Source organism: Pseudomonas sp. zfem002 (assembly GCF_032621685.1).
Classification (GTDB): domain Bacteria; phylum Pseudomonadota; class Gammaproteobacteria; order Pseudomonadales; family Pseudomonadaceae; genus Aquipseudomonas; species Aquipseudomonas japonica.
The window spans coordinates 61,628-77,857 of record NZ_JAVYJH010000010.1; the positions used below are offsets into that span (position 1 = coordinate 61,628).

18 protein-coding genes are annotated in these 16,230 nt (G+C 65.1%); 15 read left to right on the top strand and 3 right to left on the bottom strand.

Translation table 11 applies throughout. From position 1 onward, the window contains the following. Positions 1-11: 11 nt before the first annotated feature. From RTI28_RS13655 to RTI28_RS13695, 9 genes are all read left to right on the top strand, one after another. Positions 12-1,016 (top strand): aspartate carbamoyltransferase catalytic subunit, encoded by a 1,005-nt coding sequence (locus tag RTI28_RS13655; protein ID WP_042120455.1) that lies wholly within the window; start codon positions 12-14, stop codon positions 1,014-1,016. Next, positions 1,013-2,284 (top strand): dihydroorotase, encoded by a 1,272-nt coding sequence (locus RTI28_RS13660; protein WP_316920922.1) that lies wholly within the window; start codon positions 1,013-1,015, stop codon positions 2,282-2,284. Before RTI28_RS13655 ends, RTI28_RS13660 begins: the two co-directional genes overlap by 4 nt. Positions 2,285-2,525: 241 nt before the next feature. Beyond that, positions 2,526-3,056 (top strand): ATP-dependent protease subunit HslV, encoded by a 531-nt coding sequence (gene hslV, locus RTI28_RS13665; protein ID WP_028945572.1) that lies wholly within the window; start codon positions 2,526-2,528, stop codon positions 3,054-3,056. 76 nt (positions 3,057-3,132) lie between these two features. Further along, positions 3,133-4,470 carry an ATP-dependent protease ATPase subunit HslU gene (gene hslU / locus RTI28_RS13670; RefSeq protein WP_316920923.1) on the top strand — a complete coding sequence of 446 codons (1,338 nt, stop codon included), beginning with the start codon at positions 3,133-3,135 and terminating at the stop codon, positions 4,468-4,470. 59 nt (positions 4,471-4,529) lie between these two features. Beyond that, the gene (locus tag RTI28_RS13675; protein ID WP_316920924.1) at positions 4,530-4,907 is read left to right on the top strand and encodes a DUF971 domain-containing protein; all 378 of its coding nucleotides are present in this window, start codon (positions 4,530-4,532) and stop codon (positions 4,905-4,907) included. Between the two features lie 353 nt (positions 4,908-5,260). Beyond that, entirely contained in the window at positions 5,261-6,940 is a 1,680-nt protein-coding gene (gene phaC / locus RTI28_RS13680) for a class II poly(R)-hydroxyalkanoic acid synthase (protein ID WP_316920925.1), read from the top strand. A gap of 58 nt (positions 6,941-6,998) precedes the next feature. Further along, entirely contained in the window at positions 6,999-7,850 is an 852-nt protein-coding gene (phaZ, locus tag RTI28_RS13685; RefSeq protein WP_316920926.1) for a poly(3-hydroxyalkanoate) depolymerase, read from the top strand. Between the two features lie 121 nt (positions 7,851-7,971). Further along, positions 7,972-9,654 (top strand): class II poly(R)-hydroxyalkanoic acid synthase, encoded by a 1,683-nt coding sequence (phaC, locus tag RTI28_RS13690; RefSeq protein WP_316920927.1) that lies wholly within the window; start codon positions 7,972-7,974, stop codon positions 9,652-9,654. Positions 9,655-9,666: 12 nt separating this feature from the next. Continuing rightward, complete coding sequence (locus tag RTI28_RS13695; RefSeq protein WP_316920928.1) at positions 9,667-10,281, top strand: TetR/AcrR family transcriptional regulator; 615 nt, start codon at positions 9,667-9,669, stop codon at positions 10,279-10,281. A gap of 87 nt (positions 10,282-10,368) precedes the next feature. Here the strand turns inward: RTI28_RS13695 and RTI28_RS13700 are convergent, their stop codons facing one another. From RTI28_RS13700 to RTI28_RS13710, 3 genes are all read right to left on the bottom strand, one after another. Next, a complete protein-coding gene (locus tag RTI28_RS13700; protein WP_316920929.1) occupies positions 10,369-11,166 on the bottom strand; it encodes a phasin family protein in 798 nt (265 codons plus the stop codon). 10 nt (positions 11,167-11,176) lie between these two features. Continuing rightward, a complete protein-coding gene (locus tag RTI28_RS13705; protein ID WP_316920930.1) occupies positions 11,177-11,596 on the bottom strand; it encodes a phasin family protein in 420 nt (139 codons plus the stop codon). Positions 11,597-11,728: 132 nt separating this feature from the next. Next, positions 11,729-12,004 (bottom strand): polyhydroxyalkanoic acid system family protein, encoded by a 276-nt coding sequence (locus RTI28_RS13710; protein WP_316920931.1) that lies wholly within the window; start codon positions 12,002-12,004, stop codon positions 11,729-11,731. A 126-nt stretch (positions 12,005-12,130) separates the two neighbouring features. Between RTI28_RS13710 and ubiE the strand changes: the two genes are divergently transcribed. From ubiE to RTI28_RS13740, 6 genes are all read left to right on the top strand, one after another. Continuing rightward, complete coding sequence (ubiE, locus tag RTI28_RS13715) at positions 12,131-12,901, top strand: bifunctional demethylmenaquinone methyltransferase/2-methoxy-6-polyprenyl-1,4-benzoquinol methylase UbiE (protein WP_316920932.1); 771 nt, start codon at positions 12,131-12,133, stop codon at positions 12,899-12,901. After that, the gene (locus tag RTI28_RS13720; RefSeq protein ID WP_316920933.1) at positions 12,901-13,524 is read left to right on the top strand and encodes an SCP2 domain-containing protein; all 624 of its coding nucleotides are present in this window, start codon (positions 12,901-12,903) and stop codon (positions 13,522-13,524) included. Before ubiE ends, RTI28_RS13720 begins: the two co-directional genes overlap by 1 nt. Further along, the gene (gene ubiB, locus RTI28_RS13725) at positions 13,521-15,125 is read left to right on the top strand and encodes a ubiquinone biosynthesis regulatory protein kinase UbiB (protein ID WP_316920934.1); all 1,605 of its coding nucleotides are present in this window, start codon (positions 13,521-13,523) and stop codon (positions 15,123-15,125) included. Before RTI28_RS13720 ends, ubiB begins: the two co-directional genes overlap by 4 nt. A 73-nt stretch (positions 15,126-15,198) precedes the next feature. Next, on the top strand, positions 15,199-15,591 hold the full coding sequence (gene hisI / locus RTI28_RS13730) for a phosphoribosyl-AMP cyclohydrolase (protein WP_316920935.1): 393 nt from the start codon (positions 15,199-15,201) through the stop codon (positions 15,589-15,591). Position 15,592: 1 nt separating this feature from the next. After that, positions 15,593-15,928 (top strand): phosphoribosyl-ATP diphosphatase, encoded by a 336-nt coding sequence (locus tag RTI28_RS13735; RefSeq protein WP_042120485.1) that lies wholly within the window; start codon positions 15,593-15,595, stop codon positions 15,926-15,928. 25 nt (positions 15,929-15,953) lie between these two features. Continuing rightward, positions 15,954-16,226, top strand: coding sequence for a twin-arginine translocase TatA/TatE family subunit (locus tag RTI28_RS13740; RefSeq protein ID WP_042120487.1), 273 nt, complete (start codon positions 15,954-15,956; stop codon positions 16,224-16,226). Positions 16,227-16,230: the final 4 nt, after the last annotated feature.

Consider the following 16,230-nt stretch of genomic DNA (forward strand, 5'->3'; position numbering starts at 1 on the left):
AGTCCCCCGCGATGACGCCAATCGACGCCAAGCGCCCGCTGCAGCTCAACGATCAGGGCCAGCTGCGCCACTTCCTCTCGCTCGACGGCCTGCCCCGCGAGCTGCTCACCGAAATCCTCGATACCGCCGACTCGTTCCTCGAAGTCGGCGCCCGGGCGGTGAAGAAAGTCCCGTTGCTGCGCGGCAAGACCGTGTGCAACGTGTTCTTCGAGAACTCCACTCGCACCCGCACCACCTTCGAACTGGCCGCCCAGCGCCTGTCGGCGGACGTGATCACCCTCAATGTGTCGACCTCCTCGACCAGCAAGGGCGAGACCCTGTTCGACACCCTGCGCAACCTCGAAGCCATGGCCGCCGACATGTTCGTCGTGCGCCACGCCGACTCCGGTGCCGCGCACTTCATCGCCGAGCACGTCTGCCCCGAGGTGGCGATCATCAACGGCGGCGACGGCCGCCACGCCCACCCGACCCAGGGCATGCTCGACATGCTGACCATCCGTCGCCACAAGGGCGGCTTCGAGAACCTCTCGGTGGCCATCGTCGGCGACATCCTGCACTCGCGGGTGGCGCGTTCGAACATGCTCGCGCTGAAGACCCTGGGCTGCCCCGACATCCGCGTGATCGGCCCGAAAACCCTGCTGCCGGTAGGTATCGAGCAGTACGGGGTGAAGGTCTACACCAACCTCGAGGAAGGCCTCAAGGACGTCGACGTGGTGATCATGCTGCGCCTGCAGCGCGAACGCATGGCCGGTGGCCTGCTGCCCAGCGAGGGCGAGTTCTACCGCCTGTTCGGCCTGACCACCGCGCGCCTGGCCGGGGCCAAGCCGGATGCCATCGTCATGCACCCGGGACCGATCAACCGCGGCGTGGAAATCGAGTCGGCGGTGGCCGACGGCGCCCACTCGGTGATCCTCAACCAGGTCACCTACGGCATCGCCGTGCGCATGGCGGTACTGTCCATGGCCATGAGCGGGCAGAACGCCCAACGTCAATTCGAGCAGGAGAACGCCCAGTGACCCTCAGCATCCTCGGCGCCCGGGTCATCGACCCCAACAGCGGCCTGGACCAGGTCACCGACCTGCACACCGACGCCGGCAAGATCGTCGCCATCGGCGCCGCGCCCGCGGGCTTCAAGGCCATCCGCAGCATCGACGCCAGCGGCCTGGTGGTCGCGCCGGGTCTGGTCGACCTCAGCGTGTCCCTGCGCGAGCCGGGCTACAGCCGCAAGGGCACCATCGTCAGCGAAACCCGCGCCGCCGCCGCCGGTGGCGTCACCAGCTTGTGCTGCCCGCCGCGCACCAAACCGGTGCTGGACACCCCCGCAGTCGCCGAACTGATCCTCGACCGCGCCCGCGAAGCCGGGCACGCCAAGGTGTTCCCGGTCGGTGCCCTGAGCAAGGGCCTGGAAGGCGAGCAACTGGCCGAACTGGTGGCCCTGCGCGACACCGGCTGCGTAGCCTTCGGCAACGGCCTGGACAGCTTCCGCAATACCCGCACCCTGTGCCGGGCCCTGGAGTACGCGGCCACCTTCGACCTGACGGTGGTGTTCCACTCCCAGGACCGCGACCTGGCCGCCGGCGGCCTGGCCCACGAAGGCGCCATGGCCAGCTTCCTCGGCCTGGCGGGCATCCCGGAAACCGCCGAGACCGTAGCCCTGGCCCGCGACCTGCTGCTGGTGGAGCAGACCGGCGTGCGCGCGCACTTCAGCCAACTGACCAGTGCTCGCGGCGCGCAACTGATCGCCCAGGCCCAGGCCCGCGGCCTGCCGGTGACCGCCGATGTCGCGCTGTACCAACTGATCCTTACCGACGAAGCGCTGGTGGACTTCTCCAGCCTGTATCACGTGCAACCGCCGCTGCGCACCCGCGCCGACCGCGACGGCCTGCGCGAAGCGGTGAAGTCCGGGGTGATCCAGGCGATTTCCAGCCATCACCAGCCCCATGAGCGGGATGCCAAGCTGGCGCCGTTCGGCGCCACCGAGCCGGGCATCAGCAGCGTCGAAGTGCTGCTGCCGCTGGCATTGACCCTGGTGGAGGACGGCCTGCTCGACCTGCCGACCCTGCTCCAGCGCCTGTCCGCCGGTCCTGCCGCGGCGCTGCGCCTGCCGGTCGGTGAACTGCGTGTCGGCGCGGCGGCCGACCTGGTGCTGTTCGACCCGAACGCCTCGACCGTGGTCGGCGAGCAATGGCGCTCGAAGGGCGAAAACTGCCCGTTCATCGGCCACTGCCTGCCGGGTGCGGTGCGCTACACCGTGGTGGATGGGCATATCAGCCACGAGGGCTGAGGCCATATCGCGCCCTCCCGTAGGAGCGAGGCTTGCCCGCGAAGGACCGCATAGCGGTCCCCAGATAGCGTGAGGTCTGGGACCGCTGCACGCGGTCCTTCGCGGGCAAGCCACGCTCCTACGGATCTGCATGGCCCCAAGACCAAGGTCGCACCGCCCATCCGTCAAGGTTGAAATCCTTCCCCGCACCCCCATATGAGTCTGCACAGGCATTTTCGCCCCGCTGCGTGGAGACTCTCCCTTGACCACCATCGTTTCAGTTCGTCGCCACGGCAAAGTCGTCATGGGCGGCGACGGCCAGGTTTCCCTCGGCAACACCGTGATGAAAGGCAACGCCAAGAAGGTGCGCCGCCTGTACCACGGCCAGGTCATCGCTGGTTTCGCCGGCGCCACCGCCGACGCCTTCACCCTCTTCGAACGTTTCGAAGGCCAACTGGAAAAACACCAGGGCCACCTGATCCGTGCCGCCGTCGAGCTGGCCAAGGAATGGCGTACCGACCGTTCCCTGAGCCGCCTGGAAGCCATGCTTGCGGTCGCCAACAAGGACGCTTCGCTGATCATCACCGGCAACGGTGACGTGGTCGAACCCGAAGACGGCCTGATCGCCATGGGCTCCGGTGGCGCCTACGCCCAGGCCGCAGCCCGCGCCCTGCTGCAGAAGACCGACCTGTCGGCCCGGGAAATCGCCGAGACCGCCCTGAACATCGCCGGCGACATCTGCGTGTTCACCAACCACAACCTGACCATCGAGGAGCAGGACCTGGCCGAGTGATTCAGCTGATCTGGCGCCCGGATACACCGCCGGGCTTTTCCACGCTGACCTCACCGCCACGGGACCACCACATACCATGTCCATGACCCCCCGCGAGATCGTTCACGAACTCAACCGCCACATCATCGGCCAGGACGACGCCAAGCGCGCCGTGGCCATCGCCCTGCGCAACCGCTGGCGGCGCATGCAACTGCCCGCCGAACTGCGCGTCGAGGTGACGCCGAAGAACATCCTGATGATCGGCCCGACCGGCGTCGGCAAGACCGAAATCGCCCGCCGCCTGGCCAAGCTGGCCAACGCGCCGTTCATCAAGGTCGAAGCGACCAAGTTCACCGAAGTCGGCTACGTCGGTCGCGACGTCGAGTCGATCATCCGTGACCTGGCCGACGCGGCGATCAAGATGCTCCGCGAGCAGGAAATGATTCGCGTGCGCCACCGCGCCGAGGACGCCGCCGAGGACCGTATCCTCGACGCCCTGCTGCCACCGGCCCGTGCCGGCTTCAACGAAGACCCGGCGCCGAGCCAGGACTCCAACACCCGCCAGCTGTTCCGCAAGCGTCTGCGCGAAGGCCAGCTGGACGACAAGGAAATCGAGATCGAAGTGGCCGAGGCCATGGGCGTCGACATTTCCGCGCCACCGGGCATGGAAGAGATGACCAACCAGCTGCAGAACCTGTTCGCCAACATGGGCAAGGGCAAGCGCAAGAGCCGCAAGCTCAAGGTCAAGGAAGCGCTCAAGCTGGTGCGTGACGAGGAAGCCGGTCGCCTGGTCAACGAGGAAGAGCTCAAGGCCAAGGCCCTGGAAGCGGTCGAGCAGCACGGCATCGTGTTCATCGACGAGATCGACAAGGTGGCCAAGCGCGGCAACGTCGGCGGCGCCGATGTCTCCCGCGAAGGCGTGCAGCGCGACCTGCTGCCGCTGATCGAAGGCTGCACGGTCAACACCAAGCTGGGCATGGTCAAGACCGACCATATCCTGTTCATCGCCTCCGGCGCGTTCCACCTGAGCAAGCCGAGCGACCTGGTGCCCGAGCTGCAGGGTCGCCTGCCGATCCGCGTCGAGCTCAAGGCCCTGAGCCCGGAAGACTTCGAACGCATCCTCAGCGAGCCGCACGCTTCGCTCACCGAGCAGTACCGCGAACTGCTGAAGACCGAAGGCCTGAACATCGAGTTCGCCGCGGAAGGCATCAAGCGCCTCGCCGAGATCGCCTGGCAGGTCAACGAGAAGACCGAGAACATCGGTGCCCGTCGCCTGCACACCTTGCTCGAGCGCCTGCTCGAAGAGGTGTCGTTCAGCGCCGGCGACCTGGCCAGTGCCCACAGCGAAGCGCCGATTCGCATCGACGCCGAGTACGTCAACAGCCACCTCGGCGAGCTGGCGCAGAACGAAGACCTGTCACGCTACATCCTGTAAGCGCCACGCTTCAGGCGGTAAGCTGCATGCAGCCTACCGCCTGTATCAGGAAGCCACTCATGTCCCGCCTGCCCACCGCGATCAACCTGCACAAAGCCTCGAAGACCCTGACCCTCACCTACGGGCCGAACGAGGTCTACACCCTCCCCGCCGAATTCCTCCGGGTGCACTCACCCTCCGCCGAAGTCCAGGGCCACGGCAATCCGATCCTGCAATTTGGCAAGATCGACGTCGGCCTGAGCAAGATCGAACCCGCCGGCCAGTACGCACTGAAACTGAGCTTCGACGACGGCCATGACAGCGGCCTGTTCACCTGGGAATACCTCGAACAGTTGTGCCTGCGTCAGGACGAACTCTGGGCCGAATATCTCAAGGATCTCGCCGCCGCCGGCAAATCCCGCGACCCGTCCGAGTCTGTCATCAAGCTGATGCTCTAGCCCGGTACTCTCCTGTTTTAGAGCGCATTTTCTAAAGCGATCTGTTTGAATGCCTGCGGCACCGGCCAGCGTCTGGCCGGCTTGCGCATTGAAGGAAAGTCGGGTAACCAATGGATCTGGCAGGTTCTCTGCATCTTTTCGCAGAAGATCGAGAACGGGCCGGCATGCAGAGAACGCGAGCGAAAGCAGGCAGTCTTCACCCGCGGACAGTACCCGCAACGCTCAACGCTGCTCCGCGCCGGCCCGCAGGATCGCAATTCGTTATCACTGGTCACCCGAGCAGCAGTACCGGCATCGTCTGGTCAACGCCAGGCGCACAGCGGTACTCGTCTCAGGACAACGGAGCGTCGTAGATGAGCAACAAGAGTAACGATGACCTGCAGCGCCAAGCCTCGGAAAACACCCTGGGTCTGAACCCGGTCATAGGCTTGCGCCGCAAGGATTTGCTGACTTCTGCCCGCATGGTGCTGCGCCAGGCCATCCGGCAACCGCTGCACAGCGCCAAGCACGTCGCGCACTTCGGCATGGAGCTCAAGGACGTGATCTTCGGCAAATCGGCCCTGCAACCGGAAGGCGACGACCGTCGCTTCAACGACCCGGCCTGGAGCCAGAACCCCCTGTATCGCCGCTATCTGCAGACCTACCTGGCCTGGCGCAAGGAACTGCATGACTGGATCGGCAACAGCAGCCTGTCCGACACCGATATCAGCCGTGCCCACTTCGTCATCAACCTGATGACCGAAGCCATGGCCCCGACCAACACCGCGGCCAACCCGGCAGCGGTCAAACGCTTCTTCGAAACCGGCGGCAAGAGTCTGCTCGACGGTCTCTCCAACCTGGCCAAGGACCTGGTGAACAACGGCGGCATGCCGAGCCAGGTCAACATGGACGCCTTCGAGGTCGGCAAGAACCTCGGCACCAGCGAAGGCGCGGTGGTGTACCGCAACGACGTGCTGGAGCTGATCCAGTACAGCCCGATCACCGAACAGGTCCACGAACGGCCACTGCTGGTGGTGCCACCGCAGATCAACAAGTTCTACGTCTTCGACCTCAGCCCGGAAAAGAGCCTGGCGCGCTTCTGCCTGCGCTCCACCGTGCAGACCTTCATCGTCAGCTGGCGCAACCCGACCAAGGCACAGCGCGAGTGGGGGCTGTCGACCTACATCGACGCGCTGAAGGAAGCCGTCGACGTGGTCCTGGCCATCACCGGCAGCGACGACCTGAACATGCTCGGCGCCTGCTCCGGCGGCATCACCTGCACCGCGCTGGTCGGCCACTATGCGGCGCTGGGGGAAAAGAAGGTCAACGCCATGACCCTGCTGGTCAGCGTCCTCGATACCACCCTCGACACCCAGGTCGCCCTGTTCGTCGACGAGCAGACCCTCGAAGCAGCGAAGCGCCACTCCTACCAGGCCGGGGTGCTGGAGGGTCGCGACATGGCCAAGGTATTCGCCTGGATGCGCCCCAACGACCTGATCTGGAACTACTGGGTCAACAACTACCTGCTGGGCAACGAGCCGCCGGTGTTCGACATCCTGTTCTGGAACAACGACACCACGCGCCTGCCCGCCGCCTTCCACGGCGACCTGATCGAGATGTTCAAGAACAACCCGCTGACCCGGCCCGACGCCCTCGAAGTCTGCGGCACGCCGATCGACCTGAAGCAGGTGACCACCGACATCTTCTGCGTCGCCGGCACCGCCGACCACATCACCCCGTGGCAGTCCTGCTACAAATCGGCGCAACTGTTCGGCGGCAACGTGGAGTTCCTGCTGTCCAACAGCGGGCATATCCAGAGCATCCTCAACCCGCCGGGCAACCCCAAGGCGCGCTACATGACCAGCACGGAAATGCCCGTCGATGCCAATGACTGGCAAGAGCACTCCAGCAAGCACACCGACTCCTGGTGGCTGTACTGGCAGAAGTGGCTGGGCGAGCGCTCCGGCGAGCTGAAGCCGGCGCCGGGCAGTCTCGGCAACAAGGCCTACCCGGCAGGCGAGGCGTCGCCGGGCACCTACGTCCACGAACGTTGAAACCGTCGTGCCGCCGGCCTGAAACCGGCGGCACGCCCTTAGCCGACAGGGTCCGCGCATGCCGCAACCGTACATCTTCCGAACCGTCGACCTGGATGGACAGACCATCCGCACCGCGGTTCGCCCCGGCAAGCCGCATTTGACGCCGCTGCTGATCTTCAATGGCATCGGTGCCAACCTTGAGCTGGTCTTCCCCTTCATCCAGGCCCTCGATCCGGACCTCGAAGTCATTGCCTTCGACGTGCCCGGTGTCGGCGGCTCGTCGACGCCGCGCCAGCCCTACCGCTTCCCGGGCCTGGCCAAGCTGACCGCGCGCATGCTCGATTACCTCGACTACGGCCAGGTCAATGTCATTGGCGTGTCCTGGGGCGGCGCCCTGGCCCAGCAGTTCGCCCACGACTACCCGGAACGCTGCAAGAAGCTGGTGCTGGCCGCCACCGCCGCCGGTGCGGTGATGGTCCCGGGCAAGCCCAAGGTGCTGTGGATGATGGCCAGTCCGCGGCGCTACGTGCAGCCGTCCCATGTGATCCGCATCGCGCCGCAGATCTACGGCGGCGCCTTCCGCCGCGATCCGGAACTGGCCCTGTCGCATGCCTCCAAGGTGCGCTCCGGCGGCAAGCTCGGCTACTACTGGCAGCTGTTCGCCGGGCTGGGCTGGACCAGCGCGCACTGGCTGCACAAGATCCAGCAGCCGACCCTGGTCCTGGCCGGCGACGATGACCCGCTGATCCCATTGATCAATATGCGCTTCCTGGCCTGGCGAATTCCCAATGCCCAGCTACACATAATCGACGATGGACATTTGTTTCTGATTACCCGTGCCGAGGCCGTGGCGCCGATCATCATGAAGTTCCTCCAGCAGGAGCGCCAACGCGCCGTCATGCACCCTCGGCCCGCCCCGAGCGCTTGAACCGCACCTCATCGCCCGCACGTCCGGCTGGAACGCCGGAGCACGCGAGCGCATGGTCAAGGTGGAGTCGCTCATTGCCCTGGTTCAGTTTGTCGATGGCTCGACGACGGAGTGTTGCCTGATGAAAGACAAACCTGTGAAAACGGTGGCCACCACCCCCGCCACCACGATCAATATCCAGAACGCGATCACCGGCCTGCGCGGTCGCGACCTGATCTCGACCCTGCGCCACGTCAGTCGCCATAGCCTGCGCCATCCGCTGTACACCGCGCGGCACGTGCTCGAGCTGGGCGGCCAGCTGGGCCGCGTACTGCTCGGCGACACCCTGCACCAGCCCAGCGCCCGCGACAGCCGCTTCAGCGATCCGGCCTGGAGCCTCAATCCATTCTACCGCCGCGGCCTGCAGGCCTACCTGAGCTGGCAGAAGCAGACCCGCCAGTGGATCGACGAAAGCCAGCTGAGCGAAGACGACCGCGCCCGCGCGCACTTCCTCTTCACCCTGCTCAACGACGCCGTGTCGCCGAGCAATACCCTGCTCAATCCGGCCGCCCTGAAGGAAGTCTTCAACTCCGGCGGGCTGAGCCTGGTCCGCGGTCTCGGCCACCTGCTCGACGATCTGCGTCACAACGGCGGCATGCCGCGACAGGTTGCCCGGGATGCCTTCGAGGTCGGTCGCAACCTGGCCACCACACCGGGGGCGGTGGTGTTTCGCAACGAGCTGCTGGAACTCATCCAGTACAAGTCGATGAGCGAGAAACAGTACGCCCGGCCGATGCTGGTGGTCCCACCGCAGATCAACAAGTTCTACATCTTCGACCTCAACCCGACCAACAGCTACGTGCAGTACATGCTGAAGAACGGCCTGCAGGTGTTCATGGTCAGCTGGCGCAACCCCGATCCGCGCCACCGCGAGTGGGGCCTGTCGAGCTACGTGGCGGCGCTGGAAGAGGCCATGAACGTGTGCCGCTCGATCACCGGCAGCCGCGACGTCAACCTGATGGGCGCCTGCGCCGGCGGCCTGACCATGGCCGCCCTGCAGGGGCATCTGCAGGCCAAGCGGCAACTGCGCCGGGTGCACAGCGCCACCTACCTGGTCAGCCTGCTCGACAGCCAGCTGGACAGCCCGGCCAGCCTGTTCGCCGACGAGCAGACCCTCGAGGCGGCCAAGCGCCGTTCGTACCAGCAGGGTGTGCTCGATGGCGGCGAGATGAGCCGGGTGTTCGCCTGGATGCGCCCCAACGACCTGGTGTGGAACTACTTCGTCAACAACTACCTGCTCGGCAAGACGCCGCCGCCCTTCGACATCCTCTACTGGAACAACGACAGCACGCGCCTGCCCGCGGCGCTGCACGGCGATCTGCTGGACTTCTTCAAGTACAACCCGCTGGCCCACTCCGCCGGCCTGGAGGTCTGCGGCACACCGATCGACCTGCAGAAGATCACCGTCGACAGCTTCCATGTCGCCGGCAACAACGACCACATCACCCCGTGGGATGCGGTGTACCGCTCGACCCTGCTGCTCGGTGGCGAGCGGCGCTTCGTGCTGTCCAACAGCGGCCATGTGCAGAGCATCATCAATCCGCCGGGCAATCCCAAGGCGCACTACGTACTCAACCCCAAGCTGAGCAGCGACCCACGGGCCTGGTACTACGATGCGGAAAAGAAGGACGGCAGCTGGTGGCCGCTGTGGCTGGAATGGATTCAGGCACGCTCCGGCGCCTTGCGTGAAACCGTCAGCAGCCTGGGCAGCGCCAGCTACCCGGCGATGGACCCCGCACCTGGCCAGTACGTGCTGGTGCGCTGATCAGAGGACTGGATGAAAACCCGCGACCGCATCCTCGAATGCGCCCTGCTGCTGTTCAACCAGCAAGGTGAACCGAACGTCTCGACCCTGGAGATCGCCAACGAGCTGGGCATCAGCCCCGGCAACCTGTACTACCACTTCCACGGCAAGGAGCCGGTGGTGCTGGGCTTGTTCGAACGCTTCGAGGAGGAGCTGACGCCACTGCTCGATCCGCCGCTGGAAGTACGGCTGGACGCCGAGGACTACTGGCTGTTCCTGCACCTGATCGTCGAGCGCATGGCGCAGTACCGCTTCCTGTTCCAGGACCTGTCGAACCTCACCGGTCGCCTGCCGAAGCTGGCCCGCGGCATGCGCACCCTGCTCAACTCGCTGAAGCGCACCCTCGCCGCCCTGCTCGCCAGCCTCAAGGCCCAGGGCCAGGTGACCAGCGATACCCGGGCCCTGGGGCAGCTGGTGGAGCAGATCACCCTGACGCTACTGTTCTCCCTCGATTACCAGCGCGTGCTGGCGCGGGAGGCGGAAGTGGGCGTGGTGGTGTACCAGATCATGATGCTGGTGGCACCGCACCTGGAGGCGCCGTCGCGGCATGCGGCCGAGCAGTTGGCCCTGCGCTATCTGGAAGGCTGAAACCCATGCGCCTACAGAGGGGTTGAGTGCCTGACAAAACAAAACGCCCGGCACTGAGCCGGGCGTTCTGTTTGCAGCCGCCTGTGGTCAGGACTGGCTGGATGGCGTCGCTGCCGGAGCCGCTGGCGCTGGTGCTGCTGCGCTGGTGGTAGCCGGCGCGGCGCTTGCGACCGGAGCCGCGCCGTTTGCCGGCGAGGATGCCAGCTTGAGCGCTTCCTGCTTCGGTGCAGCGGCCTTCTTCACCGCCGGCTTCTTCGCCGCGGCTGGCTTGGCGGCCGCTGGTTTCGCGGCAGGCTTGGCAGCAGGCTTCGCTGCCGGTTTGGCGGCTGCGGTTTTCGCTACAGCCGGCTTGGCCGCTGGCTTGGCAGCGGCAGGTTTGGCCGCAGCGGTCTTGGCAGCAGGCTTCGCCGCCACAGTTTTCGCCGCAGGCTTGGCGGCCGCAGTCCTGGTCGCCGTGGTGCGTGGAGAAACCGGCGTTACCGAAGCACCGGTGAGTTTCTCGATCTGCTTGGTCAGCGTATCGACCTGCTTGTGCAGTGCCTTGACCTCATTGCGGCTTGGCACGCCAAGGCGCGAGATCGCGCTGTTCAGACGCTTGTCGAAAGCCTCTTCCAGCTCGCTCCACTTGCCCAGGGCGCGGTCCTTCACGTCAGTGACGCGCGAGGTCGCTGCCTTGGCACCGTCCTTGGCGGTATCGACGCTTTTCTTCGCCTGCTTCTCGGCTTTTTCGCCGTCCTTGACCAGAGTATCGAACAGCTTGGTACCGTCCTGGTCGATCTTCGAGTAGATACCCAGGCCCGCCAGCCAGATCTTGCGGGAGTACTTTTCGATTCCCCCGATCCAGGAGCTGCCTTCTTTTTTATCAGTCGTTTTCTTGTCAGCCATCCCGCTCTCCTTATTGTTTGCCCGTGACACGTTCGAGCAACGCCGTCAGCTCGTCGAGCTTGACAGAAAGTGCTTCAACGTCATGTTTAGACGGAATGCCGATGCGATTCAAGGCGCTGGCTACCCGCGTGTCGAAAGCCTTTTCGATTTTGTCCAGTTGGACCTCGACTTTGCCCTTCACGCTGCGCAGTTCTTCCTTCGCCGAATCGATCTCGCTGTTGGCTGCTTCGACTTCCTGGTCGATACGTTTCTTGCCGCGTTTCTCGACCTGTTCGCCCGCCTTGATCAGGTCCTTGACGTATTCGGCACTCTCCTGGCCGACACGGGCATAGGCCCCAAGGCCAGCCAGCCAGATCTTGCGCGCGTAACCACGCACTTCGCCCAGGCTGCTCTGGACATCGTCTTTTTTCTTCAGGATCGCTTTGGCCATGCTCTGCACCTCGCACTGATGACGGAATGGAAGAACTACCCACGGATCGGGGATTGGAAGCCAAGGTACGGAGAAAAATTAGAATGGGCACCCTAAAGGACGGGGCGCATTGCACGCCCCGCCACACATTATTCACGCCAGCGCCTTGTCCAGCGCGCGCTCGATTTCGGTCTTGATGGTGCCGCCCATCATCGACAGCATCATGCCCAGCTTGAGTTCGACGCGGATGCTGTCCTCGCCGATCTCCACGCTGCCATTGGCACCGCTGCGCTTGACCTCGACCCGGTCGCCCTTCCATTCGGCCTTGAGGTCATACTCGCGGGAAAGCCGCTCGACCAGGGCTTCGGCCTTCTGGCGGGCGGCCTCGCGGCCGAGGTTGTGTTTACGTTCAACGCTGATCTGGGTCATTCATCCGGTCCTGGCTGCAAGGGCATACTGGCGCATTATGCCCCCGCCTCCAGCCGCGACAACCCCGCCAAGACAAATGCAGTCGCACGCCCTAGAATGGCGAGTAATTTTTCCCGGTGAAGCGATATGAACGAGCAGCGCAAAGGCGATAACGCCGAACCCACCACTCATTTCGGTTACCAGAGCGTTCCGGAAAGCCAGAAGGCCGACAAGGTCGCCGAGGTCTTCCATTCCGTAGCCGCCAAATACGACCTCATGAACGATGTGCTTTCCGGCGGCATGCACCGCCTGTGGAAACGCTTCGCCATCGAGCTGTCCGGGGTGCGCAGCGGCAACCGGGTGCTGGACATCGCGGGCGGTACCGGCGACCTGACCCGCAAGTTCTCCCACCTGGTCGGCCCTACCGGCCAGGTCGTGCTGGCCGACATCAACGCCTCGATGCTCAAGGTCGGTCGTGACCGCCTGCTCGACCTGGGCGTGTCCGGCAACGTCGAGTTCGTCCAGGCCGACGCGGAAAAGCTGCCGTTCCCGGACAACCATTTCGACTGCGTGACCATCGCCTTCGGCCTGCGCAACGTCACCCACAAGGACGAGGCCCTGCGCTCCATGCTGCGCGTGCTCAAGCCCGGTGGCCGCCTGCTGGTGCTGGAGTTCTCCAAGCCGACCAGCAAGCTGATGTCCAAGCTCTACGACGCCTACTCGTTCGCCTTCATGCCACTGGCCGGCAAGCTGATCACCAACGACTCGGAAAGCTACCGCTACCTGGCCGAATCGATCCGCATGCACCCCGACCAGGAAACCCTCAAGGCCATGATGGTCGACGCCGGCTTCGACCGCGTCACCTACCACAACATGACCAACGGCGTCGTCGCCCTGCATCGCGGTATCAAGCCCTGATGCTGCTGGCCGGCCTTCTCGCCAGCGTCGAGCACGGCCTCAACCGTGTCCTGCGCCTGGACAGCACCGCGTTGCCGCGCCTGGCCCCGCTCGATGGCAAGGTGATCGCCATCGACTGCCGCCAGCCGGCCCTGCAGCTGTTCATTCTGCCCAGCGATGAAGGCCTGCTGCTCGCCAGCCAGTGGGCCAGTGGCGCCGACTGCACCCTGCGCGCCCCGGCCAGCAGCCTGCTGCAACTGGCCCTGAGCCAGGACAAGAGCGCGGTGCTGCACAGCCCGCAGGTCGAACTGGACGGCGACAGCACCGTGCTGCTCGACCTGGTCGGCGTACTGCAGGACCTGGAGCTGGACTGGGAGTACGAAATCTCCCGCTGGCTCGGCCCGGTGGCCACCCAGTTGCTCGGCGGCCACCTGCGCAGCCGCGCGCGCTGGACCCGGCAGAGCCTGGCCAGCCTCAGCCGCACCGCCGCCGAGTACCTGGCCGAAGAGTCGCGGACCCTGGTCGGTCTGCGCGAAGCCGAAGCCCGCTTCGGCGAGCTCGACACCCTCAAAGTCGATATTGAACGCCTCGAGGCGCGCATCGAGCGCCTTGCCCGATCCCTTGAATCCAGCGATAACGCATGAAGCTGCTTGCCGTCCGCCGTCTGTTGCGCATCCAGCGCGTCGTGATCCGCTACCGTCTCGATGACCTGCTGTTCGACCTCCCCCTGCCCTGGTGGCTCGCCTCGCTGCGCCTGCTCATGCCCTGGCGCTGGCTGCCGCGCCGGCAGCTCGAGCTGAGCCGCGGCGCGCGCCTGCGCCTGGCCCTGCAGGACCTCGGGCCGATCTTCATCAAGTTCGGCCAGTTGCTCTCGACCCGCCGCGACCTGCTGCCGGCGGACATCGCCGACGAGCTGATGCTGCTGCAGGACCGCGTGCCGCCATTCGACCCGCAGAAAGCCGTGGCCCTGATCGAGGAGCAGCTCGGCGCGAAAATCAGCGAGGTGTTCTCGCGTTTCGACGTCGAGCCGCTGGCCTCGGCCTCGGTCGCCCAGGTCCATGCCGCGCGCCTGAAGAGCGGCGAGGAAGTGGTGGTCAAGGTGGTGCGCCCGGGCCTCAAGCCGGTGATTGCCCAGGACCTGGCCTGGCTGTTCCTCATCGCCCGCGGTGCCGAACGGGTCTCCGCCGACGCCCGCCTGCTGCACCCGGTAGACGTGGTCAGCGACTACGAGAAGACCATCTACGACGAGCTCGACCTGCTCCGCGAGGCGGCCAATGCCAGCCAGTTGCGGCGCAACTTCGAGGGCTCGGACATGATGTACGTGCCCCAGGTCTACTGGGACTGGTGCCGGCCGAAGGTGCTGGTGATGGAACGCATCTACGGCATCCAGGTCACCGACCTGGAAACCCTCGCCGACCAGCGCACCGACATGAAGATGCTGGCCGAGCGTGGCGTGGAGATCTTCTTCACCCAGGTGTTCCGCGACAGCTTCTTCCACGCCGACATGCACCCCGGCAACATCTTCGTCAGCACCGTGAAGCCGTGGAGCCCGCAGTACATCGCCATCGACTGCGGCATCGTCGGCAGCCTGACCCCGGAAGACCAGGACTACCTGGCGCGCAACCTGTTCGCCTTCTTCAAGCGCGACTACCGCCGCGTGGCACAGTTGCACATCGATTCGGGCTGGGTCCCGGCGCAGACCAAGCTCAACGAATTCGAGGCGGCGATCCGCACCGTGTGCGAGCCGATCTTCGAAAAACCGCTCAAGGACATCTCCTTCGGCCAGGTGCTGATGCGCCTGTTCCAGACCGCGCGGCGCTTCAACATGGAAGTGCAGCCGCAACTGGTGCTGCTGCAGAAGACCCTGCTCAACATCGAAGGCCTGGGCCGCCAGCTGTACCCGGACCTCGACCTGTGGAGCACCGCGCAGCCGTTCCTGGAACGCTGGATGCGCGATCGGGTCAGCCCCAAGACCCTGCTGCAGAACCTGCACAGCCAGGTCGAGCAGGTGCCGCACCTGGCCAACATGACCCGCGACCTGCTCGAACGCATGTCGCAGCCGCACCGCAGCGACCCGCCGGCGCCATGGAAGCAGCAGGACCACTGGGCCCTGCGCCTGCTCGGTGCCGTCCTGCTCGGGGGTGGTGCGACACTGGCCGCCGGCGCCGAACCCCTGACCGCCGTGACGTCCTGGCCGGCCGGGCTGATGCTGGCCGCAGGCCTCTATCTGGTGGTGCGCCGATAGCCAGCCGCGTCAACCGCTGGCACACTAGCCGCCGGCATCGGCGCGGGGCCGTGGCCTGATTTTGGAGTCGAACATGAAAGACTGGCTGGACGAGATCAACTGGAACAGCGACGGCCTGGTACCGGCCATCGCCCAGGACCACAAGACCGGGCGCGTGCTGATGATGGCCTGGATGAACCGCGAGTCGCTGGCCCTGACCGCCGCCGAGCAGCGCGCCATCTACTGGTCGCGCTCCCGTGGCAAACTGTGGCGCAAGGGCGAAGAGTCCGGCCATGTGCAGAAACTGCACGAAATGCGCCTGGACTGCGACGCCGACGTGATCATCCTGATGGTCGAGCAACTGGGCCACATCGCCTGCCACACCGGCCGCGAAAGCTGCTTCTACCGCGTCTTCGAGGACGGCCAGTGGAAAACCGTCGATCCGGTCCTCAAGGACCCGAATGCCATCTACCGCGCAGGACACTGACATGAGCGACACCCTGAGCCGCCTGGCCGAAGTACTGGAAGCCCGCAAGGGTGCGGCCCCCGACAGTTCCTACGTCGCCAGCCTGTACCACAAGGGCTTGAACAAGATCCTGGAGAAGGTCGGCGAGGAGTCGGTGGAAACCATCATCGCCGCCAAGGATGCCGCCGCCAGCGGAGATTACAGCGATGTCATCTATGAAACCGCCGATCTGTGGTTCCATAGCCTGGTCATGCTCAGCGCCCTGGGCCAGCACCCGCAGGCCGTGCTGGACGAGCTGGAGCGGCGTTTCGGCCTGTCCGGCCATGACGAGAAAGCCGCGCGCCAGCCTTCGGCCTGATTGAACACCATTCGAGGAAAGCACCATGGGTATTTTTGACTGGAAACACTGGATCGTTCTGCTGGTCGTCGTGGTACTGGTATTCGGTACCAAGAAACTGAAGAACTTCGGCAGCGACCTGGGCGAGTCCATCAAGGGCTTCCGCAAGGCCATGAACGAAGACGAAAAACCAGCCGACCCGAACGTCCAGAACGCGCAACCTTCCCAGCCGGTCCAACCGCAGGGCACCCCGCTGAACCAGCCGCACACCATCGACGGCCAGGCGCAGAAGGTCCAGGAACCTGCAAGGAAAGAGTGATTCC

Excerpts from the sequence above, each read along its gene's own strand:
- RTI28_RS13655 (WP_042120455.1), top strand. The coding sequence starts at position 12 with ATGACGCCAATCGACGCCAAGCGCCCGCTGCAGCTCAACGATCAGGGC.
- hslU (WP_316920923.1), top strand. The coding sequence starts at position 3,133 with ATGTCCATGACCCCCCGCGAGATCGTTCACGAACTCAACCGCCACATC.
- RTI28_RS13675 (WP_316920924.1), top strand. The coding sequence starts at position 4,530 with ATGTCCCGCCTGCCCACCGCGATCAACCTGCACAAAGCCTCGAAGACC.
- phaC (WP_316920925.1), top strand. The coding sequence starts at position 5,261 with ATGAGCAACAAGAGTAACGATGACCTGCAGCGCCAAGCCTCGGAAAAC.
- phaZ (WP_316920926.1), top strand. The coding sequence starts at position 6,999 with ATGCCGCAACCGTACATCTTCCGAACCGTCGACCTGGATGGACAGACC.
- phaC (WP_316920927.1), top strand. The coding sequence starts at position 7,972 with ATGAAAGACAAACCTGTGAAAACGGTGGCCACCACCCCCGCCACCACG.
- RTI28_RS13695 (WP_316920928.1), top strand. The coding sequence starts at position 9,667 with ATGAAAACCCGCGACCGCATCCTCGAATGCGCCCTGCTGCTGTTCAAC.
- RTI28_RS13700 (WP_316920929.1), bottom strand. The coding sequence starts at position 11,166 with ATGGCTGACAAGAAAACGACTGATAAAAAAGAAGGCAGCTCCTGGATC.
- RTI28_RS13705 (WP_316920930.1), bottom strand. The coding sequence starts at position 11,596 with ATGGCCAAAGCGATCCTGAAGAAAAAAGACGATGTCCAGAGCAGCCTG.
- RTI28_RS13710 (WP_316920931.1), bottom strand. The coding sequence starts at position 12,004 with ATGACCCAGATCAGCGTTGAACGTAAACACAACCTCGGCCGCGAGGCC.
- ubiE (WP_316920932.1), top strand. The coding sequence starts at position 12,131 with ATGAACGAGCAGCGCAAAGGCGATAACGCCGAACCCACCACTCATTTC.
- RTI28_RS13720 (WP_316920933.1), top strand. The coding sequence starts at position 12,901 with ATGCTGCTGGCCGGCCTTCTCGCCAGCGTCGAGCACGGCCTCAACCGT.
- ubiB (WP_316920934.1), top strand. The coding sequence starts at position 13,521 with ATGAAGCTGCTTGCCGTCCGCCGTCTGTTGCGCATCCAGCGCGTCGTG.
- hisI (WP_316920935.1), top strand. The coding sequence starts at position 15,199 with ATGAAAGACTGGCTGGACGAGATCAACTGGAACAGCGACGGCCTGGTA.
- RTI28_RS13735 (WP_042120485.1), top strand. The coding sequence starts at position 15,593 with ATGAGCGACACCCTGAGCCGCCTGGCCGAAGTACTGGAAGCCCGCAAG.
- RTI28_RS13740 (WP_042120487.1), top strand. The coding sequence starts at position 15,954 with ATGGGTATTTTTGACTGGAAACACTGGATCGTTCTGCTGGTCGTCGTG.